Raw genomic sequence first — 22,757 nt, forward strand, 5'->3', positions numbered from 1 at the left:
TCAGGCTTGCCCTTCACTTAGCTCCCAGAGGCCTCAAACTGGCGCCTGAAGCGCTCCGCTGACCAAAGACAAACATCCCATAGGTTTGCCACCGGCTGGCCCGTAGCGGGCTCCGTATGCATGTAGCTCGGCGGGCCATATTCCGGGACGAAGGTCAACTCAGCCTCACCACGCAGCCTGTGGGCCACAATCGCAAGATTCCACCAGGCTTCGTGGCGAGTAACACATCGCTCCCATTCCGGGACTCGTGGATCGGGGACCTGCGGGCCATTCTCGTAGCCGACGCGCCCATGAACGTGAATAGAGCGCTCTGCAGCGATCGCAATGGCTTGCTCGTGATCTTCGAGCAAAGATTCCGTGACCACGCACCAGTGACTGAAATCCACGTTGACGCGCAACTCTGGTAACTCTCGAAGAATGGCCAGCGCATTCATTGGCGAGAAGAGCGGTCGCCGCCGGTGCGTCTCGTGCGCGATGGGGATGCCAATTTCTTCTTCGATTCGCAAGCAGGATTCCAGAAATCGGACTTGCTTTACATAGCTCATCGTGTCACGTCCTGCATGCGCGACGATCTTCTTTGGATTGAACTCTAACGCATTATTTGCGAGCCGCTTGAAATCTTCCGCGTGGTCCGGACCTTCGGTATAGACGAGTGAGATGTACTCGAACTCGTGATCGCGTAGGAGTTGCTGGAACAGGGGAGCGTTCTGAATTTCCTGGGTTGCGCTCTCGATTCCATCATAACCAGCGGCCTTAGTGCGCTCGAATTGCGCTTCGAGCGGCCCAGTCATGCCCCAAAGGGACTTGTATATCTTGAGTTGCATGGCTTGATCGCCTATCATTTTCGCGTGTCGGCTATTTCTTTTTTGCCATCATGGAAGCAATGATGGGTATTGCCATGCCGAGTAGCAACATCCCCAAAGCCACGGTTGAAAGCCACCTGTAATCTTCTGTAGTCCAACTGAGCAATATCAATCCCATCGCAATGGACCAGATGAGGAAGCTCAGTAGGGTTACACGCAGGACAGGTCGCTTCATGCGACAAAGATACGATGGTAGTAGAACTCGGACAAAATATCGCTAGCGAAAGGACTTGAGGAAGAGAGCAGAACCGAAGCTCGGAACCCACTGTCTATCATATAAGTTATAACTTATATAATAATAATCATGAGCAGACCGTTTGCCGAGTGGGATGTCTATAAAGCGATCGCCGATCCAAATCGGCGGATCGTCCTCGATTTTTTGGTGCGCGGCGAGCAGCCCGTAAGCGCCATCCAGGCGCGCGTGGTGCTGTCGCAGCCGGCGCTATCGCAGCACTTGAAGGTGCTCCGCGATGTGGGGCTTGTTCGGCAGCGCCGTGAAGGACGCGAGCGAATTTATGCGCTGAATCCAAAGCCGCTCAAGGAAATTTCTGACTGGATTGCGCACTACGAGAATTTCTGGCACGAAAGACTTGCGGCCTTGGGCGAACACTTGGAGCGGAAGCATAGGGCTGGAAAGAAGAAGTGAGTTCGCGCGTCATATTTAACACTGTCATCGATATGCAAAAATCAATTATCATCGAACAACACTATCCCTGCAGCCCGGATGAAGTCTGGGATGCGCTTACGGATCAATCACAGATCAGCGAATGGTTGTCTGATAGCACCTTCGAGCCACGACTCGGAGCCGAGTTTGAATTCCGTTGGTCAAAGGATGGTCAATCGGGTGTCACGCACTGCAAGATACTTGAATTGGTCAGACCACAGAAGCTCTCCTATACTTGGGAGAAGCCCTCGTGGAGCACGAACGTCACGGTCGTCACCTACTATCTCGAAGCCAGCAATGGTGGCACCATACTCCGCCTTGAACACGTCGGCTTCGTCGAAGGCAAGGACGATCAGGTCTATCAAGGAGCCACCAACGGCTGGGACGAAAAACTCGCAGCGCTCAGCCAACACCTCAATCGTATTAGCCGCCCAATGGAGGCTAGCTCACAAATTTGAGCTCACCATTTTCACTTAGCTCATTCGAACCATGAACAAATCGATCATCATTGAAGAACAGTATCCCTACAGCCCTGACGAAGTCTGGGAGGCGCTCACCGATCAGTCGCAGCTCGACGAGTGGCTGATGCATGGGACCTTTCAGCCTCGTGTTGGGGCAGAATTCGAACTCTATTGGTCGGGCAATGATAGCTCCAAAGGAATGACCCGCGGCAAGGTCATGGAAATGGTCAGGCCGCATAAGCTTTCCTACTCTTGGGATTGGGGGGCGGATTCAACGCTCGTGACATTCTTTCTCGAGCCAAACGCCAGCGGCACCAAGCTGCGGCTCGAGCATACCGGTTTCGTCGAGGGCAAGGATGAGAATGTCTATCAAGGGACAGTCTCCGGCTGGATGGGGAAGCTCAAAACATCGCTGCCTGCTTCAATCTCCAAACGGCAGAACGCGATGGCAAAATAGGCGTTCGACCCGCTGCTATCTTGAGATTGTTACCGGTGCGGTTTCCGCGCCGGTACAAAAAAAAGACCTCGGAGATCCGAGGTCTTCTAATTACAATCCATTGGAATAGCTTATTCCGATGCCGGTGCTTTCTTCTTCCGCGTAGCACGAGGCTTCTTCGGCGCTGCCTCAGGAGCGGCAGTTTCTTCATGGTCGGCCAGTTTGGCTTCAGCAGTCTTTGCCTTGTTGCGTGTTGGACGCGGCTTCGCCATCTTGGCTTTTGGCGCCTCAGTCGTCTCACCTCCAGTGAAATCGACCAGCTCGAGCATTGCCATCTCGGCGTTATCGCCGTGGCGATATCCGAGTTTGATTACGCGGGTATAACCACCAGCACGCTCAGCAACTTTCGGCGCGACTTCGGTAAAGAGCGCCTTGATCGCTGCCTCATCATGGATCACGCGACCAATTTCGCGGCGAGCGTGAATGCGTGCCGGCGCGCTGGAATCGGCATTGAGTGCGATCGCACGCTTTGCACGAGTGATGATCGGCTCGACGTATCGGCGCATTTCTTTTGCCTTCGCTTCAGTCGTGCGGATCTTCTTGTGCAGCAGGAGCGATGTCGCAAGCCCGCTCAGCAGCGCGGCGCGATGGCTCGACGTGCGCTTTAACTTTCTTCCTTTTACTCCGTGTCTCATTGTTGTCCTTGAGCGTAAGACCAACCAGCCCGATCGGACCGATCCGTCTAATAAAAGATTTAGTGGGCCTCTGCCGGTTGTTCCAAGTAGCGATCGACATCCATTCCGAAGGAGAGGCCGAGTGAATCGACGATCTTACCAAGCTCGTCGAGCGATTTGCGGCCAAAGTTGCGGAACGTGAGCAGATCGCGCTCATCGCGGCGAACAAGTTCGCCAATCGTCTTGATGTTCGCGGCGCGCAAGCAATTCTGCGAGCGGACCGAAAGGTGCAGGGTGTCGACCTGCGTCAAAAGAATCTGGCGAATGCGCTCGGTCTCGGTATCGGCAATCTGGCGCACTGGTTCTTCCTCTTCGGGGCCGCCAAAGCGGACGAATAGGTTGACGTGGTCGCGGAGGATGCGTCCGCCGATGGTGACGGCCTCTTCCGGGGTGATCGAGCCATCAGTCTCAACTTCCAGGATCAGACGCTCGTAGTCGGTCTTTTGTCCAACACGCGTTGGTTCGACAACGAAGCGGACATTGACGATTGGGGTATAAATCGAATCGATCGCAATCGTGCCGATTGGGGCGTCGATTGTCTTGTTCTCATCGGAGGGCACGTATCCACGACCGTGACCGACACGCAATTCCATCTGGACGCGCGTGGTTGCGGACATCGTAAAAAGATGATGATCCGGATTGAGGATCTCGACTTCCGGCGTGAACTCCTGCAAATCGCCAGCCTTAAACTCGCGCGGTCCTTGCACATCGATCAGGATGCGCGTGCTCGAAGTCTGCTCGGCGCGCAGTCGGACTCCTTTCAAATTCAGGATGATCTCGGCAACATCCTCGACAACACCCTTCATCGTCGAGAACTCGTGCAGCACACCTTCGATTCGAATATTGGTGAATGCTGTTCCGGGAATAGAGGAGAGCAGCACGCGGCGCATAGCATTGCCGAGTGTTGTGCCGTACCCCTCTTCGAGCGGCGAGGCGATGAACCGTCCGAATGTCGGCGTTTGCGACAATTCTTCCAGTTCGATCCGTTCGGGCATGTGTAGGTTGGTCATAAGCTCTCTTCCTGTGGTTAGTACTAAATTCGTGTTAAGGCGCCGATAGAAGAAATAGAAACCATAATTCCGCTGGCTTACTTCGAGTAAAGCTCGACGATTAGCTGCTCGTTCGCATTGAGCGGAATGTCCGCGCGCTCAGGCACGGCAAGAAATACGCCGGACAAGTTTGCCTTATCGAGCGCGAGCCAGTTCGGGACCGCGGCATCGCCACGGGTCCGCTGAAGTGACTCGTGAACGACAGAAAGCCTGCGGCTCGATTCCTTCACCTGGATCGTATCGCCCGGGGAAACGAGATACGACGGAATGTTGACGTTCTTCCCATTGACAGTAATATGGCGATGCAATACCAACTGTCGAGCGGCTTTGCGCGAGGGTGCAAGGTTCAGGCGGTACACCACGTTATCGAGGCGGCGCTCGAGAAGCTTCACCAGGTTCTCACCGGTGATACCGCGAAGACGCTGGGCCCTGGCAAACGTGTTGCGAAACTGGGTTTCGAGCATTCCATATTGCTTCCGCACCTTCTGCTTTTCGCGGAGCTGGACGCCGTATTCAGATACTTTTTGGCGACGATTCAGGCCATGTTGTCCGGGCGGATATGACCGCTTCTCGACCGGACATTTTTCGGAGTAGCACTTGGCGCCTTTGAGGAAGAGCTTCTGACGCTCTCGGCGGCAAAGCTTACAGGATGCATCGGTATAACGAGCCATGAAATCAGTTAAGAATTAAGAGTTAAGGATTAAGAATAATCCCTCACTCATGTCGGCCTTCGTCCTTCATCATGCTCAGACTGAAGTTTACGACCTAAAAAAAACTACTACTACCTCGTTAAGAATCAAGGGAGAAGATTACTCTTCGCTCCTCATTCTTAACTCAAAACTAAACGCGTCGCTTCTTTGGTGGACGGCAGCCGTTGTGCGGCATGGGCGTGATGTCCTTAATCGTCAGGACTTCAATGCCTGCAGTCTGCAATGCGCGGACGGCGGCCTCACGGCCCGAACCCGGTCCCTTGATCAGCACATCGACCTTCCGAAGGCCCATATCGAAGGCTTCCTTCGCGGCGCTCTCCGCCGAGACCTGCGCGGCGAACGGTGTGTTCTTGCGCGAGCCCTTGAAGCCCATTTTGCCGGCAGTCGCCCACGAAAGGGTGTTGCCCTGCGGGTCTGTCAACGTAATCATCACGTTGTTAAACGTCGCCTTGACATGCGCAACGCCCTTGGACTCCGCTGTCTTCTTCTTCTTCGATCCGCTTGCTGTTTTTGCCATTCGATCAGTGCTGAATGCTGAGTGCTACGAATTCGATTCCGAGTGTAGCACTCAGCATTAAAACTTACTTGGTTGCTTTCTTCTTTCCTGCGACGGTCTTGCGACGACCCTTACGGGTGCGGGCATTGGTCCGCGTACGCTGTCCGCGGACTGGAAGGCCCTTGCGGTGCCGGAGTCCACGATACGAGCCAATATCCATGAGTCGCTTGATCGCGAGTTGCATCTCGCTGCGGGCGACACCCTCGACCTTAAAGTCAGTGGTCAGAATCTGACGCACATTCGTGACTTCATCTTCGGTCAGATCGGCGACTTTCTTATCGTCCGGGATGCCGGCGGCCGCCAAAATCTTGTGGGCCGACGTCTTGCCGATGCCGTAAATGTAGGTCAGCCCGACGACGGACCGCTTGTTCTTCGGAAGATCGATACCTGCTATTCGAGCCATTCTCTAATAAGTGCTGAGTGCTAAGTGTTGAGTGCCTAAGTCCATGCCGGACTGCGAATACTAAGCACTTAGCACTTAGCACTCAGCACTGTGAACCTATCCCTGACGCTGCTTGTGCTTCGGATTCGTCTTGCAGATTACGCGCACGACGCCCTTACGGGTAATTACCTTGCAGTTTTCGCAGCGTTTCTTCACTGATGCCTGGACTTTCATGGTCGTGCCTTGAAAAACTTATTTATACCGATACGTGATGCGTCCTTTGTTCAAATCGTATGGCGAAAGCTCGACGGTCACACGGTCACCCTGCAGGATCTTGATGAAGTTCATCCGCATCTTGCCGGCCACATGGGCCAGAATCTTATGGCCGTTCTCGAGCTTCACGCGAAAACTCGCGTTCGGCAGTACTTCATCGATCACGCCATCGACCTTGATCGCCCCTTGTTTCGCCATTCAGTCGTTTTAGACGCACCCTGCGGTCCGGGCTTCAATTGGGCTATTTCCAAAAGAATAGAAAGCCCATAACCCATTGGATTTCAATCGGTTTAAGCTTTTTCCGCTTCTATACCTCGATTACGAGAGAAACGCCGTCCCGCCGAAAGTGCGGCCAAGTAACCGCAATCGGTTGGTGAATGTTCCTGAGATCTCGAACTAGCGTGCCAAAGCACGAGATTGCTCCAACCGACTGCCAAAAGTCTCTGATTTGTGAGTCCGATGTCATTCATCGGAACCTCTCCGCAGATTCGCTCCTTAGCAACCCAAGCACGTCCCTTTCGTGTGAGGTTCCGGCGCCCGTAGCGTTATTATGGAAAGGATTCGGGGTCTTAGAGTTATGCGCGTGACGCTTCGTAGTGTTTTTTGCCATTCATTTGCCGTCTTGCTATTAGCAGGTTTCTCCGTGCGGGACGTTGATGCTACGTGGCGTCTCTTATATTCAAATCCAAAAAATACCATTGCTTTCCATGCTGGGTTCTTCTTTGATGAGCACAGTGGCTTCATAGGTGGCGATGGCCTTCAAGGGGTTTTTAAGACGGTCGATGGTGGGCTCACTTGGACCACGGTCCCTCTCATTCCCATCCCAATTTCCTCTGGCGGTAATAACCCAACCATTGAGGACATCTGGATGCTCGACCGAATGCATGGTTGGCTAACGATCGAGTGGGTTGCCGGGCCGGGAGTGTATGAAACGACGGATGGTGGTGCTAGTTGGCACGGGACCACCTTCATCGGAGATGCAGGCTGCGTGCGGAAGACTCCCGCAGCATTGGTTGTGACGAGTCGGAGTTCGGTTAATACGGGAGGTTTCTCAACCGATGGGGGACTGACCTTTACCCGGCTTCCTGTGCTCGACTTCACGAATGGAGTTGACTTTGTCGATGATTTTCACGGCGTGGCTACCAGCTATTGGGATACCATTTGGAGCAGAACGACCGATGGAGGAATCACATGGATTAAACTCCCGGCGGCGTATCACTCGGAGACATGGAGTGTATATGGAGTTCCGGGGACATCCGTTTTTTACACCGCTGGAGAGGGTCTTCAGAATGTCAACAGTTCAGTGAACAAATCCACTGACTACGGTGCGACCTGGCCAATCAACCTAAAATCGAATCTGCCATTTCGAACGACTGGACACATCGGTGGAGTTGCAGATACCGCCCTCTACGTGCAAGTGTCACTCGTTGACGCATCCTCGGTGCCACGACAGATGTTCCGTTCAACCGACCATGGAAAAACGTGGGTGCCTGTCGGTGGTCCAGCAAATGAACGGGATACGCGATTCATAGTGCTCGGCTGTCGTGGCGAGGTCGTGATTGCATTTGACGATTTGGGCAATGTGTATAAGACCACCGATGGTGGCGATGGCGCATTTGCGCAGTCCAGCTTGTCATCGTCGAGCACCCTGCTGGTCGATTCGATCAATGTCTGCTCGCCGCGGGATACGATTATCACAATAGAGAACCTGGGGTGTGACACTATATACATCACGAATGCCAACGTGCCGGCCATGCCGCGGCTTGATGTGCTCGATCCCTCTGGAGGTCCGCCGCAATACCCTTACGTGATATTGCCGAACCAAAGGCGATCGCTCCGGCTCCGGCTGTATTCCGGATTTGCGGGAGCCTATCAAACAAGGCTTATTGTGGAGCTTCTGCGCGAGGGGGTCTATAGCTACGACACGGTCCATATCCTCTCGGCGATGCGGTTTACGAATCCGGTTTACGCGGATAGGAAATCGGTCGCGTTCGATTCGACCGCGCTCTGTGACTCGCGCGATACCACGATCACGCTCGCGAACGATAGTTGCTTTACCGTGCAGATTCTGAATTCATCGATCAAGACGGGTACGAATTTTTCGCTTGTGACGGTGATCAAGAACGATTCAATCCCGTCGGGTGGCCGGAAGACGTTTACGATTCGTTTCAATCCGACCGAACTCAACGCCAGCCACGATTCTCTGATCGTCAATCTTATCATCCTGGGTCAGCCGGCGCGCCTGGCCTATGCTCTTAGTGGTATCGGCAAGCCGGATAATCCGAAGTTCATTATGCTACTCGGCAATGCTCGAACGCTCGCCACTTCGATTGACTTTGGGACAAAGACGACGTGTGACAACGATACGATCATCCCGTTCCTCATTACAAATCCTGGTTGTACCTACCTCAACGTGAAGGTGGCATTGCTCGATTCGACGAAGACGGCAGCGCCGCCCGCTACGTTGTTCAAGTGGTTTGTACCCGGCGGCTTGCGGAAGATCCATAATGGTGACACGCTGATCGGCGGCCTGAAGGCATCGATACTCCAACGTGGTACCTATCGCGGATATCTGCGCGTGATCGATTCGATCGATGGGAGACCTGCCGTGACAACCGACTTACCATATACTATTACCATTACGAACGGACCGAAGGTACTTGCACTCGACGATACCCATCGCGATCTGGACACGATTGCATTCTGCGAAACTAAGGACGTTCTTATTCCATTTGCAAACAATAGTTGCGACACGATCTTTTTCGATAGTCTGAGCCTCGCTGGCGCAGGCTTTTCGCTTGTCAATCCGCCGTCAGTGCCCTTTATGCTACTGCCTTATAAGAGCAGCGCATTGATGGTTCATTTTGCCCCGGTTGTATCGGGTGGCACTTCTGCAACCCTGGCTCTGCGATCTGATGCCGACTCTGCCAAACTTCGAACAATCCACTTTACCGCGGCTGCAACACCGACCGACACCGTCAAACTGAGTGCAATCATTGGTCGACTTTCGGTCCGAGCGGGCGATACCTCGGTGGTCTCGATCGTACCGCAGAGTACGTTTCACAACAAGGGTATTAATTCGATCAATGTTACGCTCGAATACAATGGTGATGTGATGGAAGCGATTGGCGATCCTCAGCCAGGCAGTCTGCTGGAGACCACCACGAGCGATCCTCTGATCATCCCGCCAGTCGGCAAGCTCGTGCAGCTACCGCTTCACGCAAAGGGCCCGAACCTCTCCCTCGATGCCGAGACGCCGTTCATCAGCCAGAAGTTTCGGTTCTTCGTTTCGGATTCGTCGCAGACGGGATTCAGAATTACGCACGTCGATTTCAATGGCGGAGATTACATTTTCAGCAAGTGCGCGCTCGGAGATGTCATCGATTCCGGTACAATCTCCATCAATTTTGCTTGTGGTGATTCGATACTCTATCGGTTCATGCGGGATGGCGCCGGTTTTTCTGTCAATGACGGGATCGCTCGCTCCACCAATATGCCTCGACCGAATCCGGTCACGTCAGGCGAAGTGGAAATTCCATTCCTGGCATTGCGGTCTGTCGATGCGCAACTCTCGCTTATCAACGAGACCGGACAAGAAGTCCGATCTGAGAATGTATCGGTCCTGCAGTCGGGGATGGCCTCGTTCTCTGTTAGTACGACACGGCTTGCAAGTGGGGTGTACCACTACATGATCCGTCCACTCGATGGTGGACGCGGGGTCGCCTCGGGTGAGTTTGTAGTGATGAAATAGGCAATTCGTTTCGGTCACCGCAGTTTGTCGATCGCATCGACGAACGTTGCCTCGGGTTGCTCGCCGACAAAATACTTGGCGATTGTTCCGGACGGCCGGAGAAGGAATGTATATGGAATATCGAAATTCTGGCCATAGCCATCGACCGCCCAGAGCTGATAGATGTGATAATCGGAGTCGATGACCATCTGGTACGTGTCGCCGTTCTGTTGGCAATAGCTGGATACTTTCCCGAACGCATATCCATTATTATCAACGGAAACACCGATGACAATAACGGAGTCGGGAGAGTATTTCTTGGCGATCGCCTGGAGGCCGGGGATTTCGGCCTTGCACGGACCGCACCAGGTCGCCCAGAAATTTAGAAGCACAATCTTGCCAGCCTGACCACTAAGGGAGTCGAGGGCGCCTGAACTCGATCGCCAATAAAAATCCGGTGCTGCCGGATCGTTCGCGCTGTCCCGAGCTGGGCCATGCGTACCATAAAATGCGGAGACATTGCCGGCATACTCTTCCTTAAAGATCAGCGGATCAGGCGCCGACGGAGTCGAACATCCGGAAAAGAATGAAACGTAGCCAAAGCCGCTAATGCAGAGTATTGCTGCATGAAGTATTGAAAGTCGATGGTTTTGTATGCGACTCATGGTTATAGGCATAAATTCCATCAAGAATAACACTCTCGGAGCGTTTCTGTTACACCGCCTCAAAGTTTTGTCCTGGCAATCCCACGCATCGAATTCCCGGCATGGAATTGGACGATAAAAGCTGGTACATCGGAAACAATTTGTACCCCCATGAGAAAGCTCCTTCTCCCATTGGCTGCTTGCAGTGGAATTCTTGTCGGATGTGCCTCCGGCCATCTTACGACTCCGTCAGGCCATCCTGAGATTGCAGTCCGTAACGCCGACTGGAAGCGTGCTTCCATCGCAATCGCGGAATACAATCTTTCGAAAGGCCGTGAATTCGACCATGTGAATCCAAATGAACTCGTGCTGTATGAGGCCGTACACGGCTCGGACGGAACAGATGAAATCCATAGCAAAACCGTCTATACGATTCTCCCTCGGAACGACAGTCTGGTGATTGAAAGCCATCGGTTCTTCACCTCAGATCTTGACGATGAGGCAGTCAGCGAGGCACTCGATCAGGCAACGCTCGATCTCGAGCAGCAGGAGCTTGCGGAAATCGCACGAATGATGGAATCGAATAGTCAAGGAGAGATCGCGTCACCGGGGCGAGCCCAGTAATTCGAAGAAATAGGTTGGCAGCATCTGGACTCCGTGAGCATTCCTGCAATTCTCCCGTGTCGCGGATTGTTGCCATCGCGTGATTCGAAAAACATGCATTGCACTTCTTTTCTTCGTCGTCTCTCTGCCCGCGCTCGCTCAGCGTGGGACCAAGGTGCTTATCGTCGACGCGCATCCCGATGATGAGACGGCATACGCCGCGACTATCTATAAGTTGACACATGAGCTCGGAGGCTCGGTCGATCTTTGTGTCATTACCAATGGGGAGGCGGGATACAAGTACTCGACTTTGGCCGAACCATATTATCAACTAAAACTAACGAACGAAGACACGGGTCGAAAGTATCTTCCCCGAATTCGTCATCAGGAGCTGGAAAACGCCGGGACGATCATCGGGCTTGGCAAAATCTATTTTCTCGACCAGCGTGATAATCGATATACGTTGAATCCGCACGAAGTACTGGATAGCAACTGGAATATTCCATTCGTAAAATCCCGGCTCCAGCAGATCCTCGGCGATGGCCATTATGATTTCGTGTTTACGCTGCTTCCAACCGATTCGACTCACGGGCATCATAAAGCGGCCTCAATCCTTGCGCTCGAAGCGGTAAAGGATTTCCGAGGCCCGCATCCGATTATACTTGCTGGTAGCAATTCGAAGAAGGGCGTGACGCCACGGATGGCGTATGGTCTTGCGGAATTCCCGATCACACACATTGCGAGCGGTCAGCCGGAATTCTCGTTCGATCGGACGCAGAGCTTTGGATTTCATCACGCGCTAAATTATAAGATCGTTGTCAACTGGGAGATCGCCGAGCATAAATCGCAAGGCACTATGCAACTCGGCATGAATGAAGGGGACATCGAGGATTATTATTATTACGATATCAATCCACCGGAAGGACGAATGAAGGCCAAAGCCCTGTTCGACGCACTCGCGAAAAATTACTATCCGGAAGTCACGTATCCCGGTATTAAGTGATGTCTTCTCTCCATATGTGGAATTGCATGATGCCGAATCATGGCAGATAGCCCCAAGCTTCTTCGCTCACTCACACTCCGACAGGCGACCGCGATCAACATGATCGACATGGTCGGAATCGGCCCATTCGTAACGATGGCGCTGGTGATTGACATTATGGCTGGCCCGCAATGCATTGTCGCATGGTTGCTGGGCGCATTGCTCGCGGTGCTGGACGCCATGGTCTGGTCTGAACTTGGTGCGCGCTGGCCCGAGGCGGGTGGAAGCTTCATATTCCTGCGCAAACTGTATGGGGAGAATTCGTGGGGCCGATTTTTCTCGTTCTTGTTTATATGGCAAACGGTTTTTCAGGCTCCACTGGTCGTTGCCTCCGGCTCCATCGGATTTGCCGAGCATGTCGCGTACCTTATTCCACTCTCATCGCTTGAGCGGCGGATGGTATCTGGTGCGCTTGTCATCTTGATTACCTTCGCGCTCTATCGCCGGATAACAACTGCCGGACGAATATCCGTGGTATTGTGGGGTGTGCTCATACTCACAATCGGATGGATTCTTTTTGCAGGTGCAACGCACTTCGATCCAAAGCTCGCATTCACCTATCCATCGAATGCCTTCTCACTCACGCCAATCTTTTTCATTGTACTAGGACAAGCAATGGGGAAGAGTGTCTATAGCTTCCTCGGCTACTACAACGTTTGTCATCTCGGTGCGGAGATCCAGCAACCGGAGAAGAATATTCCGCGAAGTATGTTTATCTCCGTCCTGGGCATCGCGGCGATCTATATCGCAATGCAACTATCGGTCTTGGGCACATTACCATGGCAGGAGGCTCGGCATTCGTCTTTCGTATTCAGTCTGATGTTCGAACGGATCTATGGCGAGACAGGGGCGCAGATCGTAACCGTTTTGATTCTTGTGATCGCCTCTGCATCGCTTTTTTCCGCGTTGCTTGGCTATTCGCGAATTCCGTATGCGGCTGCAAAAGAAGGAGCCTTTTTTCCGATCTTTGCTCGCGTCCATCCCACGAAGAATTTCCCCCACGTTTCTTTGCTGGTTATGGGAGCGCTGGGCTTTATTTTTGGGGTATTCTTTAACCGCATGAGTGATGTCATCAGCGCGATCCTGGCGATGCGGATTCTGGTGCAATTTACTGGACAGACGTTAGGTCTCGTCCTCTGGCACCGCTCGCCCGAGCGTGTCCGCGACCTGCCGTACCGGATGCCGTTCTTTCCGGTGCCGGCCATCCTGTCCATTCTGATTTGGCTGTTTGTGTTTTATTTTACAGGACTGCCTTTCATCAGTGGGGCGCTCGGAGTAATCGCGGTAGGGGTGGTTGTATTCCTGGTCAGGTCGAAAGTCACGAAAGAGTGGCCGTATGCGGTTCCAGTAATCCCATAGGGTGCCTCGCGGCAATGATGGGTGTGAGGCTTCCACAATATACAAACAATTCATTGAGTTTTCTCGGAATTCTTCGCACTAAAAGCAGGTTTGCTGTCCCGCGCGAAAAAGAGGGAGTGAATTAACAATAGACATCCGCTCTTAAGCGCAGCAGAGGTATCTGGGGCACGCAAAAACTGCCCGTACTGCCAAAAAACCGTCTGTTTGTCTGCATTTCGCTGTATTGTTGAGCAAGTATGCTCTGACAATCTGAGAAGTTCAGCGGCAGGCACAACCGAAATGACATTGAACCGACACACCGCCTTTCTGGCCGGCGCCACGCGCCCGCGTGCCTGCCGCTTTGCATGCGTCGTCCATACCACGCTCTTCCTCTCAATGGTCACACTTTGCGGGCAACCTCCGACATGGGGCGCATCCAATAGTAGATTTCGAAGATCCTTGTAGTTTGCGGTTTCCGCGGCCTTCCACAGGCCTCGCGCTTACCCGCGCTCAGTCGTGAGCGGGTGGAATCCCCGCCGCCACAAATTGAATGTGCATCGAGTAGCTACGAGCAGAGATAGATTTTTCAGTTTCCGATCAGAATAGACATGGCGAAAGCAACCAAAACATCGAACGGCGTCGCGCTTTTGAATGGCACGCACGTCGCGGATAATGGCCGCATCTCTTTTTCGAAGATCCCGCGTGACTATGAGTTGCCCGATCTTCTCGACGTGCAGCTCAAGTCGTTTCAGGAATTTCTTCAGGAGGGCATCCCCATCGCCGACCGAATCGCGATGGGTCTCGAATCGGTCTTCCAGTTGAATTTCCCGATTATCGATTCGCGCGAGACCTTCACGCTCGAGTATCTCGATTATCGATTGGAAAAGCCCCGGTATAGCGTGCAGGAGTGCCAGGAGCGCGGGCTGACATATAGCGTGCCGCTGAAGGCTCGTTTGCGTCTCAGTTCGAAGAATCAGGACGAGAAGTCCGAAGATTTTGTCGAGACGGTCGAGCAGGAAGTGTTTCTGGGCAACCTTCCGCAGATGACCGAGCGCGGAACATTCATCATCAATGGCGCCGAGCGCGTCGTTGTCTCCCAGTTGCATCGTTCGCCGGGTGTCTTCTTTGGCGAGAGCCTTCACCCGAATGGAACCCCGATCTATTCCGGTCGTGTCATCCCGTTCCGCGGAAGCTGGGTCGAATTCACGACCGATATTAATAATGTCCTCTGGGCCTACATCGATCGGAAAAAGAAATTTCCGGTGACGATGCTGCTCCGTGCACTTGGATGGTCGAGCGATGAGGATATTCTCCAACTCTTCGGGCTTGTCCATGAAGTTGATGTCAAGTCGGCAGATCTTCCCGGATACATCGGTAAGCTGGTTGCGAGCGATGTCATCGATATGAATACCGGTGAGATTTTTCTTTCGAAGGATTCAACCTTCACGGAAGAATCGGTCGAACGTCTGAAATCCAGTGGCGTCCGCAAAATCAAGTTCATGGATTTGGAGGACACCGGAGGTTCGGTGATTCTGAATACAATCGCGAAGGACCCTTCGCGTTCGACCGATGATGCCTACGAGGCGATCTATCGAGTGATGCGTTCGAGCGAGGCCCCGGATATGGAAGCCGCTCGCGGGTTGCTCGAAAAATTGTTCTTTAACCAGAAGCGCTACGATCTTGGATTGGTCGGACGCATCCGGTTGAACCAAAAACTGCACGAGGCGACGGCGCTTGGCATCCCGAACGAGATCACGACGCTGACCAAAGAGGACATCGTTGAAATTCTCAAGTACATCATCCGGCTTCAGCTTGGTAAAGCCGCCGTCGATGACATCGATCATCTTGGCAATCGCCGCGTGCGCACTGTCGGCGAACAGCTCGCGCAGCAGTTTAATATCGGATTGGCCCGCATGGCGCGCACGATCCGCGAGCGCATGTCAATCCATGACGAGAAGGTCGGCCCGGCCGATCTTGTGAATGCGCGAACCGTAACGAGCGTAATCAATACGTTCTTCGGCACCAATCAGCTTTCGCAGTTCATGGATCAGACGAATCCGCTGGCCGAAATGACGCACAAGCGCCGCATGTCTGCCCTCGGACCTGGTGGTCTTACTCGTGAGCGTGCCGGCTTCGAAGTCCGTGACGTTCACTATACTCATTACGGTCGCCTCTGCCCGATCGAAACGCCGGAAGGACCGAACATCGGTCTTATCTCGTCGCTGTCGGTTTATGCTCGCGTCAATGAGTTCGGATTCCTCGAGACGCCGTATCGAATGGTGAAGAACGGCAAGGTCTCGAGTGATATCACCTATCTCACGGCCGATGACGAGGAAGATAAGATCATTGCGCAGGCGAATCATCCGCTCGATGAGAAAGGACATTTCGTCGGCGATCGCATTAGTGCTCGCCAGTTCGGTGATTTTATTGTCGTTGCCCCGGACGTCATTCAATATATGGATGTCGCGCCATCGCAGATCGTCTCGGCAGCCGCGGCGTTGGTGCCGTTTCTCGAGCATGACGATGCAAACCGCGCGCTCATGGGTTCGAATATGCAACGCCAGGCGGTGCCATTGCTTCGTCCCGAAGCGCCTCTTGTGGGTACAGGGTTCGAAGGCAAGATCGCTCGCGATTCACGTGCATTGATTCTCGCCGAACGTGATGGAATTGTTGAGGCTGTCGATGCCGAACGCATTCTCATGGTCTATGACGATGAAGGCACACCGAATGAGATACTTGCTTCATTCGATGACCGTCGCCGTCGTGAGTACAAGCTCGTAAAGTTCTTCCGCACCAATCAGGACACATCGATTACGCAGCGTCCTTCGGTCAAGCAGGGGCAACGGGTGGCGAAGGGTGATGTGCTCGCGGATTCGTCTTCGACGGAGCTCGGCGAACTTGCACTGGGACGCAACGTCCTTGTTGCCTTCATGCCGTGGCGCGGATATAACTTCGAGGATGCCATCGTCATCAGCGAGCGCGTCGTCTCCGAAGATATTTACACGTCGATCCACATCGAAGAATTTGAGCTTCACGTCCGAGACACGAAGCGCGGCGAGGAAGAACTCACGCGTGAAATTCCGAACGTCTCCGAAGAGGCGACCAAAGATTTGGACGAGAGCGGCGTCATTCGCACTGGTGCGGAAGTTAAAGAAGGCGACATTCTGATTGGAAAGATTACGCCGAAAGGCGAGACCGATCCAACGCCGGAAGAGAAGCTGTTGCGCGCGATCTTCGGCGATAAGGCCGGCGACGTGAAGGACGCTTCGATGAAAGCGCCTCCCGGCATCAAGGGTGTCGTTGTTGATACGAAGTTGTTCTCGCGTAAAGGTCTCAAGAAAGAGGGCGAGGAAAAACGCGAAGAGAAGCGCCGGATCGATCTCATTGAGAAGACCTACAAAGATCAACTCGATGACACGAATCGGAAACTTGCCGAGAAGCTTCTGAAAGTCTTGGATGGTGAAACATCCATTGGCGTTCGCGATCTCGATGGTGGCGCAGTGATCCGTTCGGGAGTCCAATTCAAGCACGATACATTCTTTTCGCGCCTGGATGAGATCGAGCGTCTTTCGGTCGGTACCGATTGGATCGACGATCGTCGCAAGATGAATCAGGTCCGTCGCATTTTCGAAGGATACTGGATCAAACGCGAGGACATCGATTCGGACGTCCGCCGTGAACGCTCGAAAGTTGGACTGGGCGATGAACTCCAGCCTGGCATTATGCAGATGGCCAAGGTGTACGTTGCCAAGAAGCGCAAGCTTTCCGTGGGTGACAAGATGGCTGGACGCCATGGTAATAAGGGTGTCGTTGCCAAGATCGTCCCAATTCAGGACATGCCATTTCTCGCGGATGGAACGCCGGTCGATCTCGTGCTCAACCCGCTCGGCGTACCAAGTCGTATGAACATTGGCCAGCTTTACGAGACAGCCCTTGGCTTTGCGGCAAAGAAGCTCGGCGTTCGTTTCGAGACTCCGATCTTCGATGGCGCTCACTGGTCTGATGTCCAAAGCTACCTGGAGGAGTCGGGGCTCGATGTCGATGCCCGGACAGAACTCTACGACGGACGAACGGGCGACAAATTCGATCAGCGCGTTACCGTCGGTGAGATCTATATGATGAAGTTGTCGCATTTGGTCGATGATAAGATTCATGCTCGGTCGATCGGACCATACTCCCTGATCACACAGCAGCCGCTCGGTGGAAAAGCGCAGTTCGGCGGGCAGCGGTTTGGAGAGATGGAAGTCTGGGCGCTCGAAGCCTACGGTGCAGCGCATGCCTTGCAGGAGATTCTGACTGTGAAGTCGGATGACGTGCCGGGCCGCTCGAAAGTCTACGAGGCCATCGTCAAGGGCGAGAATATGCCCGAGCCGAGTGTGCCCGAGTCATTCAGCGTACTTGTGCGCGAGCTTCAGGGCTTAGGCTTGGAAGTTCGGATCGATTAAGTGACTTAAGAGACCGATAGGACCAACCAGTCCTATCGGTCCAGTTCGACAAAAGTTAGAAGAGTTTTAGAAGAAGGATTAGGAGACACTATGGCATACATGCTTCCACAAGAAGTACCGCTTCGCAGTTTCACGTCAATCTCGGTCGGACTGTCGAGTCCGGACTCGATTCTTAACCGCAGTCACGGCGAAGTGACGAAGCCGGAGACGATCAACTATCGCTCATACCGTCCGGAAAAAGACGGATTGTTTTGCGAGAAGATCTTCGGACCGACACGCGATTGGGAATGCTACTGTGGCAAGTACAAGCGTATTCGCTATAAAGGCATCATCTGCGATCGTTGCGGTGTCGAAGTCACGACGAAATCGGTGCGCCGCGAGCGCTTCGGTCACATCCAGTTGGCTGTGCCAGTCGTGCACATCTGGTATTTCCGTTCGTTGCCGAACAAAATTGGTCACATTCTGGGCCTTCCGACGAAGGACCTCGAGAAGATCGTTTATTATGAATCGTATGCTGTCGTCAGCCCCGGTAACACCGGACTTCCGGCGAAACACCTACTGACAGAAGAGGAGTACTTCAAGATCCTCGACAATCTTCCTCCAGGCAATCAGGACCTTCAGAATGACGACCCGAACAAGTTCATCGCACTGATCGGTGGTCATGCCGTCCGTGAACTGTTGCGCCGGATTGATATTGAAGCACTGTCGCTCGATCTCCGCCGCGCAGCGCGTGAGGAAACCTCCCAGCTCAAGCGCCAGGATGCACTCAAGCGTCTGCGTTCGATCGAGGCATTCCGCGAAGAAGAGGGAAAGCCGCAGAATAAGCCCGAGTGGATGGTCATGAATATCATTCCGGTCATTCCTCCGGAATTGCGTCCGCTCGTTCCGCTCGAAGGTGGTCGTTTTGCCACCAGCGATCTTAACGATCTGTATCGTCGCGTTATTATCCGTAACAATCGCCTGAAGCGATTGATGGATATTAAGGCTCCGGAAGTTATTTTGCGCAATGAGAAGCGCATGCTGCAGGAGGCCGTTGATTCGCTGCTCGATAATTCGCGCCGCGTTTCTGCGGTGCGTTCGGATACCAGCCGCGCGCTCAAGTCGCTTTCGGATACACTTAAGGGCAAACAGGGCCGCTTCCGCCAGAACTTGCTGGGCAAGCGCGTTGACTATTCTGGCCGTTCGGTCATCGTGGTCGGACCCGAACTCAAATTGCACGAGTGCGGTCTGCCGAAAGAGATGGCGGTCGAGCTCTTCAAGCCGTTCGTCATTCGGAAGCTCATTGAGCGCGGAATTACGAAGACGGTCAAATCGGCCAAGAAGGTTGTCGAACGTAAGACAACCGAAGTGTGGGATATTCTCGAATCGATCATCGATGGGCATCCCATCATGCTCAATCGCGCTCCAACGCTGCACAGGCTTGGCATCCAAGCATTCCAGCCGCGCCTTGTCGAAGGACGCGCACTGCAGATCCATCCACTCGTCTGTACCGCATTCAACGCCGATTTCGACGGCGATCAGATGGCCGTACATGTGCCATTGAGCTACGAAGCCCAGCTCGAGTGCTCGATCCTGATGCTCTCCTCGCACAACATCATCTCCCCGCAGAATGGCGAGCCGATTGCTGTGCCTTCGCAGGACATGGTTTTGGGTGCGTACTATCTGACAAAGCATCGCGATGGTGTCAAGGGCGAGAACATGCGCTTCTCCGGCCCAGCGGAAGTAATCATCGCTTACAATCTTGGACGGCTCGATCTTCACGCGAAGCTCAAGGTCCGTGTCAAGGGTAAGATGATCGAAACCACGACGGGTCGTGTCATCTTCAACGAGATCGTACCGGCAGAACTCGGATATCTCAACGAGCTCCTGACGAAGAAGCGTCTCCGTCAGATCATTTCGACGACGTTCCGCACCGTCGGCAATCTCCAGACTGTCGAATTCCTGGATAAACTCAAGGATCTCGGATTCGGATTTGCCACGAAGGGCGGCCTCTCTGTTGCGCTCAGCGATATCATCGTACCGAAAGAGAAGGACGAGATCATTGCAAAGGCGCAAAAACAAGTCGATGATGTTCAGGATAAGTACCTGAATGGATTCATGACCTCTGGCGAGCGGTACAACAAGGTCATTGACATTTGGACGCGCGCGACCAACCGTGTGGCGGACAAGTTGTTCGACACGTTGATGCACGATCGCGAAGGTTTTAATCCCCTCTATATGATGGTGGATTCTGGTGCTCGCGGATCGAAGGAGCAGGTCCGTCAGCTCGCTGGAATGCGCGGTCTCATGGCCAAGCCGCAGAAATCGCTCTCCGGCCAAACGGGCGAGTTGATCGAGAATCCGATTATCTCGAACTTCCACGAAGGACTTTCGATCCTCGAATACTTTATTTCGACGCACGGTGCTCGTAAGGGACTTGCTGATACCGCCCTCAAAACAGCGGACGCCGGTTACCTGACGCGCCGTCTCATCGATGCCGCGCAGGACGCGATTATCGCCGATCATGATTGTGGTACCATTCGTGGTATTCCGGTCAGTGCCTTGAAAGAGGGTGAGGACGTGAAGGAGCCGCTCTCCGAGCGCATCCTCGGTCGCGTAACGCTCGATCACGTCATCGATCCACTGACTCAGGATGTCATTCTCGAGGCTGGTGGTATGATCGATGAAGAGATCGCGGCCCGAATTGGTGCGACCTCGATCGAAACCGTCCTGATTCGTTCGGTCCTGACCTGCGAAGCTCGTCGTGGTGTGTGTGCACTGTGCTACGGTCGCAATCTCACGACGCATAAGCTCGTCGAGACTGGCGAAGCTGTTGGTATCGTTGCCGCACAGTCGATTGGCGAGCCTGGTACGCAGTTGACGCTTCGTACATTCCATACGGGTGGTGCGGCTTCGCTCATTGCTTCACAGTCGCAGGTGACGAGCAAGTTCGATGGTACCGTGCAGTACGAAGGCATGAAGGTCATCACCAATCCGGATGGCGAATTCATCGTCATGAGCCGCTCGGGTGTGCTGAATGTTCTCGACGCCGATAATCGCGTGGTCGGAAAGTTCGATGCGCCGTATGGCTCTCGCATTCTTGTCAAGGATACTCAGAAAGTAACCAAAGGCGAGATGCTCTATGAATGGGATCCGTATAACGCGGTCATCATTTCTGAGCATGCGGGTACGATTCGCTTTAAGGAGTTTATCGAGAACGTCACGTTCCGCCACGAGACGGACGAGCTTTCCGGCAATCTCCAGACACGCACGATTGACTCGCGTGACCGGACTAAATCGCCGACGATCGATATCGTTTCGCCGGACGGTCATGTCATCATCAATTATATCATTCCGTCCAACGCGATTTTACAGATCACGAATGGCAGTGTGATCGAGGCTGGTACCGTGCTCGTCAAGATTGCACGCGAGTCTGGCAAACAGCGCGATATTACGGGCGGTCTGCCGCGCGTTACCGAACTGTTCGAAGCTCGCAGCCCAAGCGATCCTGCGACGGTCAGCGAAATCGATGGGACAGTCCATTTCGAGAAGCCCCGTCGTGGTTCGCGAGTGGTTGTCGTTACCTCACACGATCGCACCGATCGTCGCGAATACACCATTCCGTTTGGCCGGCACATTCTTGTGCAGGAAGGCGATACCGTCCGTTCGGGCGAGCGACTTTCCGAAGGCGCGATTGATCCGCACGATATTCTTGCGATCAAGGGCGTGGCCGAAGTGCAGCAGTATCTCGTCAACGAGATTCAGGAAGTCTATCGCATGCAGGGTGTGAAGATTTCGGATAAGCACATCGAGGTCATCGTTCGACAGATGCTCGGCAAGGTCCGCATCACATCGAGTGGCGATTCGCTGCTCCTCGTGAATGACGAAGTGGATAAGGCCAAGGTCGCCAACGAGAACGACATTCTGATGAACTCCGTCTTTATCACGAAACGTGGCGATTCCAAACTGAAACTCGGACAAATGTTCGAGAAGAAGCGGTTCAAGGAAGTCGTTACAGATCTGAAGAAGAAGGATCGCACGCCGCCCGAAGGCCGTCCGGCCGAGCCAGTCTATGGCGAGCCGGTCCTGCTCGGAATCACGCAGGCTGCTCTGACCACCGAGAGCTTCATCTCTGCCGCCTCCTTCCAGGAGACGACGAAGGTGCTCACGGACGCTTCCATTCAGGCCAAGCTCGATACACTCGAGGGACTCAAGGAAAACGTCATCGTCGGTCATCTCATACCGGCCGGTACCGGACTTCCGAAGTTCCGCGAGCTCATCGTCGTGCCGAAGGAGCAGTTCAAGACCTCCGTGGAGGGCGATGGCTGGCTCGGCGCCGAGGAAGCCGTCGCGGTCGATCGCACCATCCGCAGAGAGCGCGTCGCTGCGTAAGTTCATCGTCTCCCTACCGATTCGGTAGAGTATTGGGTGAGGGTTCTTTTTTCAGCCCCGGCCATCACATGGCCGGGGCTTTTTTTCTGGCCAGTCCCAAGTTGTGCCCTCGCGCAGTTTTGCGCTTGAGGCAGCCCAGTTCACCGAGCCAGCTAAAATCCAGTGGGATTCAGTAACGAAGAGAACCCCTTCCACCCTATATAACGCGATTGGGGTGTCGATCTGCTTCAAGTACATCATAAAAATATATACTTTGGCGCGGAATTCATGCAATATTCATACAGGTACTAAATCTACCGTGTATTCCTTTTTCTTAATGCAAAGAACTGAAGGACGACGAAGGGGTTCAGGGCAGAAATCAAGCCCTATGGAATGATGCCATTATCCGGGTGTTTCGAGGAGCGAAATGGCTTCCTTCCGATTCGCGATCGTCTTTCTACTTCTCCTGTATTTCGT

At 53.6% G+C, this 22,757-nt stretch carries 19 protein-coding genes; 9 read left to right on the forward strand and 10 right to left on the reverse strand.

Annotation, left to right across the window (positions count from 1 at the left end):
* Positions 1-17 precede the first annotated feature (17 nt).
* A complete protein-coding gene (locus Q8902_03155) occupies positions 18-824 on the reverse strand; it encodes a TIM barrel protein (GenBank protein MDP4198550.1) in 807 nt (268 codons plus the stop codon).
* 31 nt (positions 825-855) lie between these two features.
* Positions 856-1,038 (reverse strand): hypothetical protein, encoded by a 183-nt coding sequence (locus Q8902_03160; protein MDP4198551.1) that lies wholly within the window; start codon positions 1,036-1,038, stop codon positions 856-858.
* Between the two features lie 129 nt (positions 1,039-1,167).
* Here Q8902_03160 and Q8902_03165 point away from each other — a divergent pair, with 129 nt between their 5' ends.
* From Q8902_03165 to Q8902_03175, 3 genes are read left to right on the forward strand one after another with little or no spacing between them, the layout of a single operon-like run.
* Positions 1,168-1,509: a metalloregulator ArsR/SmtB family transcription factor gene (locus Q8902_03165; GenBank protein ID MDP4198552.1), complete on the forward strand. Its 342-nt coding sequence runs from the start codon at positions 1,168-1,170 to the stop codon at positions 1,507-1,509.
* 32 nt (positions 1,510-1,541) lie between these two features.
* On the forward strand, positions 1,542-1,985 hold the full coding sequence (locus Q8902_03170) for an SRPBCC domain-containing protein (GenBank protein ID MDP4198553.1): 444 nt from the start codon (positions 1,542-1,544) through the stop codon (positions 1,983-1,985).
* A gap of 31 nt (positions 1,986-2,016) precedes the next feature.
* Positions 2,017-2,445 (forward strand): SRPBCC domain-containing protein, encoded by a 429-nt coding sequence (locus Q8902_03175; GenBank protein ID MDP4198554.1) that lies wholly within the window; start codon positions 2,017-2,019, stop codon positions 2,443-2,445.
* Between the two features lie 110 nt (positions 2,446-2,555).
* On the opposite strand, the gene rplQ is transcribed toward Q8902_03175, so the two are convergent.
* From rplQ to infA, 7 genes are all read right to left on the reverse strand, one after another.
* Positions 2,556-3,119 carry a 50S ribosomal protein L17 gene (gene rplQ / locus Q8902_03180; GenBank protein ID MDP4198555.1) on the reverse strand — a complete coding sequence of 188 codons (564 nt, stop codon included), beginning with the start codon at positions 3,117-3,119 and terminating at the stop codon, positions 2,556-2,558.
* Between the two features lie 59 nt (positions 3,120-3,178).
* Positions 3,179-4,168 carry a DNA-directed RNA polymerase subunit alpha gene (locus Q8902_03185; protein ID MDP4198556.1) on the reverse strand — a complete coding sequence of 330 codons (990 nt, stop codon included), beginning with the start codon at positions 4,166-4,168 and terminating at the stop codon, positions 3,179-3,181.
* Positions 4,169-4,245: 77 nt separating this feature from the next.
* Positions 4,246-4,878, reverse strand: a complete 633-nt coding sequence (gene rpsD, locus Q8902_03190; GenBank protein MDP4198557.1) for a 30S ribosomal protein S4 — start codon at positions 4,876-4,878, stop codon at positions 4,246-4,248.
* A gap of 169 nt (positions 4,879-5,047) precedes the next feature.
* A complete protein-coding gene (gene rpsK, locus Q8902_03195) occupies positions 5,048-5,434 on the reverse strand; it encodes a 30S ribosomal protein S11 (GenBank protein MDP4198558.1) in 387 nt (128 codons plus the stop codon).
* 64 nt (positions 5,435-5,498) lie between these two features.
* Positions 5,499-5,876, reverse strand: a complete 378-nt coding sequence (rpsM, locus tag Q8902_03200; GenBank protein MDP4198559.1) for a 30S ribosomal protein S13 — start codon at positions 5,874-5,876, stop codon at positions 5,499-5,501.
* A gap of 96 nt (positions 5,877-5,972) precedes the next feature.
* Positions 5,973-6,089, reverse strand: coding sequence for a 50S ribosomal protein L36 (gene rpmJ, locus Q8902_03205; GenBank protein ID MDP4198560.1), 117 nt, complete (start codon positions 6,087-6,089; stop codon positions 5,973-5,975).
* A gap of 18 nt (positions 6,090-6,107) precedes the next feature.
* Positions 6,108-6,326: a translation initiation factor IF-1 gene (infA, locus tag Q8902_03210; protein MDP4198561.1), complete on the reverse strand. Its 219-nt coding sequence runs from the start codon at positions 6,324-6,326 to the stop codon at positions 6,108-6,110.
* Positions 6,327-6,771: 445 nt separating this feature from the next.
* Here infA and Q8902_03215 point away from each other — a divergent pair, with 445 nt between their 5' ends.
* Complete coding sequence (locus tag Q8902_03215) at positions 6,772-9,879, forward strand: hypothetical protein (protein ID MDP4198562.1); 3,108 nt, start codon at positions 6,772-6,774, stop codon at positions 9,877-9,879.
* Between the two features lie 14 nt (positions 9,880-9,893).
* Here Q8902_03215 and Q8902_03220 read toward each other — a convergent pair whose 3' ends face one another.
* The gene (locus Q8902_03220; GenBank protein MDP4198563.1) at positions 9,894-10,523 is read right to left on the reverse strand and encodes a TlpA disulfide reductase family protein; all 630 of its coding nucleotides are present in this window, start codon (positions 10,521-10,523) and stop codon (positions 9,894-9,896) included.
* A gap of 150 nt (positions 10,524-10,673) precedes the next feature.
* Between Q8902_03220 and Q8902_03225 the strand changes: the two genes are divergently transcribed.
* The 5 genes from Q8902_03225 to rpoC all read left to right on the forward strand — a co-directional run bounded on the left by Q8902_03225 (position 10,674) and on the right by rpoC (position 22,301).
* A complete protein-coding gene (locus Q8902_03225; GenBank protein ID MDP4198564.1) occupies positions 10,674-11,126 on the forward strand; it encodes a hypothetical protein in 453 nt (150 codons plus the stop codon).
* A gap of 79 nt (positions 11,127-11,205) precedes the next feature.
* Positions 11,206-12,108, forward strand: coding sequence for a PIG-L family deacetylase (locus Q8902_03230; GenBank protein MDP4198565.1), 903 nt, complete (start codon positions 11,206-11,208; stop codon positions 12,106-12,108).
* 39 nt (positions 12,109-12,147) lie between these two features.
* Entirely contained in the window at positions 12,148-13,506 is a 1,359-nt protein-coding gene (locus Q8902_03235; protein ID MDP4198566.1) for an amino acid permease, read from the forward strand.
* A gap of 587 nt (positions 13,507-14,093) precedes the next feature.
* Positions 14,094-17,930 carry a DNA-directed RNA polymerase subunit beta gene (rpoB, locus tag Q8902_03240; protein ID MDP4198567.1) on the forward strand — a complete coding sequence of 1,279 codons (3,837 nt, stop codon included), beginning with the start codon at positions 14,094-14,096 and terminating at the stop codon, positions 17,928-17,930.
* Between the two features lie 90 nt (positions 17,931-18,020).
* On the forward strand, positions 18,021-22,301 hold the full coding sequence (rpoC, locus tag Q8902_03245; protein MDP4198568.1) for a DNA-directed RNA polymerase subunit beta': 4,281 nt from the start codon (positions 18,021-18,023) through the stop codon (positions 22,299-22,301).
* The last annotated feature ends 456 nt before the right edge of the window (positions 22,302-22,757 follow it).

The organism is Bacteroidota bacterium (assembly GCA_030706745.1).
GTDB lineage: Bacteria > Bacteroidota > Ignavibacteria > Palsa-1295 > Palsa-1295 > PALSA-1295.

Bases quoted from the DNA above. Each gene is read 5' to 3' on its own strand.
- Q8902_03155 (MDP4198550.1), bottom strand. From the start codon at position 824: ATGCAACTCAAGATATACAAGTCCCTTTGGGGCATGACTGGGCCGCTC.
- Q8902_03160 (MDP4198551.1), bottom strand. From the start codon at position 1,038: ATGAAGCGACCTGTCCTGCGTGTAACCCTACTGAGCTTCCTCATCTGG.
- Q8902_03165 (MDP4198552.1), top strand. From the start codon at position 1,168: ATGAGCAGACCGTTTGCCGAGTGGGATGTCTATAAAGCGATCGCCGAT.
- Q8902_03170 (MDP4198553.1), top strand. From the start codon at position 1,542: ATGCAAAAATCAATTATCATCGAACAACACTATCCCTGCAGCCCGGAT.
- Q8902_03175 (MDP4198554.1), top strand. From the start codon at position 2,017: ATGAACAAATCGATCATCATTGAAGAACAGTATCCCTACAGCCCTGAC.
- rplQ (MDP4198555.1), bottom strand. From the start codon at position 3,119: ATGAGACACGGAGTAAAAGGAAGAAAGTTAAAGCGCACGTCGAGCCAT.
- Q8902_03185 (MDP4198556.1), bottom strand. From the start codon at position 4,168: ATGACCAACCTACACATGCCCGAACGGATCGAACTGGAAGAATTGTCG.
- rpsD (MDP4198557.1), bottom strand. From the start codon at position 4,878: ATGGCTCGTTATACCGATGCATCCTGTAAGCTTTGCCGCCGAGAGCGT.
- rpsK (MDP4198558.1), bottom strand. From the start codon at position 5,434: ATGGCAAAAACAGCAAGCGGATCGAAGAAGAAGAAGACAGCGGAGTCC.
- rpsM (MDP4198559.1), bottom strand. From the start codon at position 5,876: ATGGCTCGAATAGCAGGTATCGATCTTCCGAAGAACAAGCGGTCCGTC.
- rpmJ (MDP4198560.1), bottom strand. From the start codon at position 6,089: ATGAAAGTCCAGGCATCAGTGAAGAAACGCTGCGAAAACTGCAAGGTA.
- infA (MDP4198561.1), bottom strand. From the start codon at position 6,326: ATGGCGAAACAAGGGGCGATCAAGGTCGATGGCGTGATCGATGAAGTA.
- Q8902_03220 (MDP4198563.1), bottom strand. From the start codon at position 10,523: ATGAGTCGCATACAAAACCATCGACTTTCAATACTTCATGCAGCAATA.
- Q8902_03225 (MDP4198564.1), top strand. From the start codon at position 10,674: ATGAGAAAGCTCCTTCTCCCATTGGCTGCTTGCAGTGGAATTCTTGTC.
- Q8902_03235 (MDP4198566.1), top strand. From the start codon at position 12,148: ATGGCAGATAGCCCCAAGCTTCTTCGCTCACTCACACTCCGACAGGCG.
- rpoB (MDP4198567.1), top strand. From the start codon at position 14,094: ATGGCGAAAGCAACCAAAACATCGAACGGCGTCGCGCTTTTGAATGGC.
- rpoC (MDP4198568.1), top strand. From the start codon at position 18,021: ATGGCATACATGCTTCCACAAGAAGTACCGCTTCGCAGTTTCACGTCA.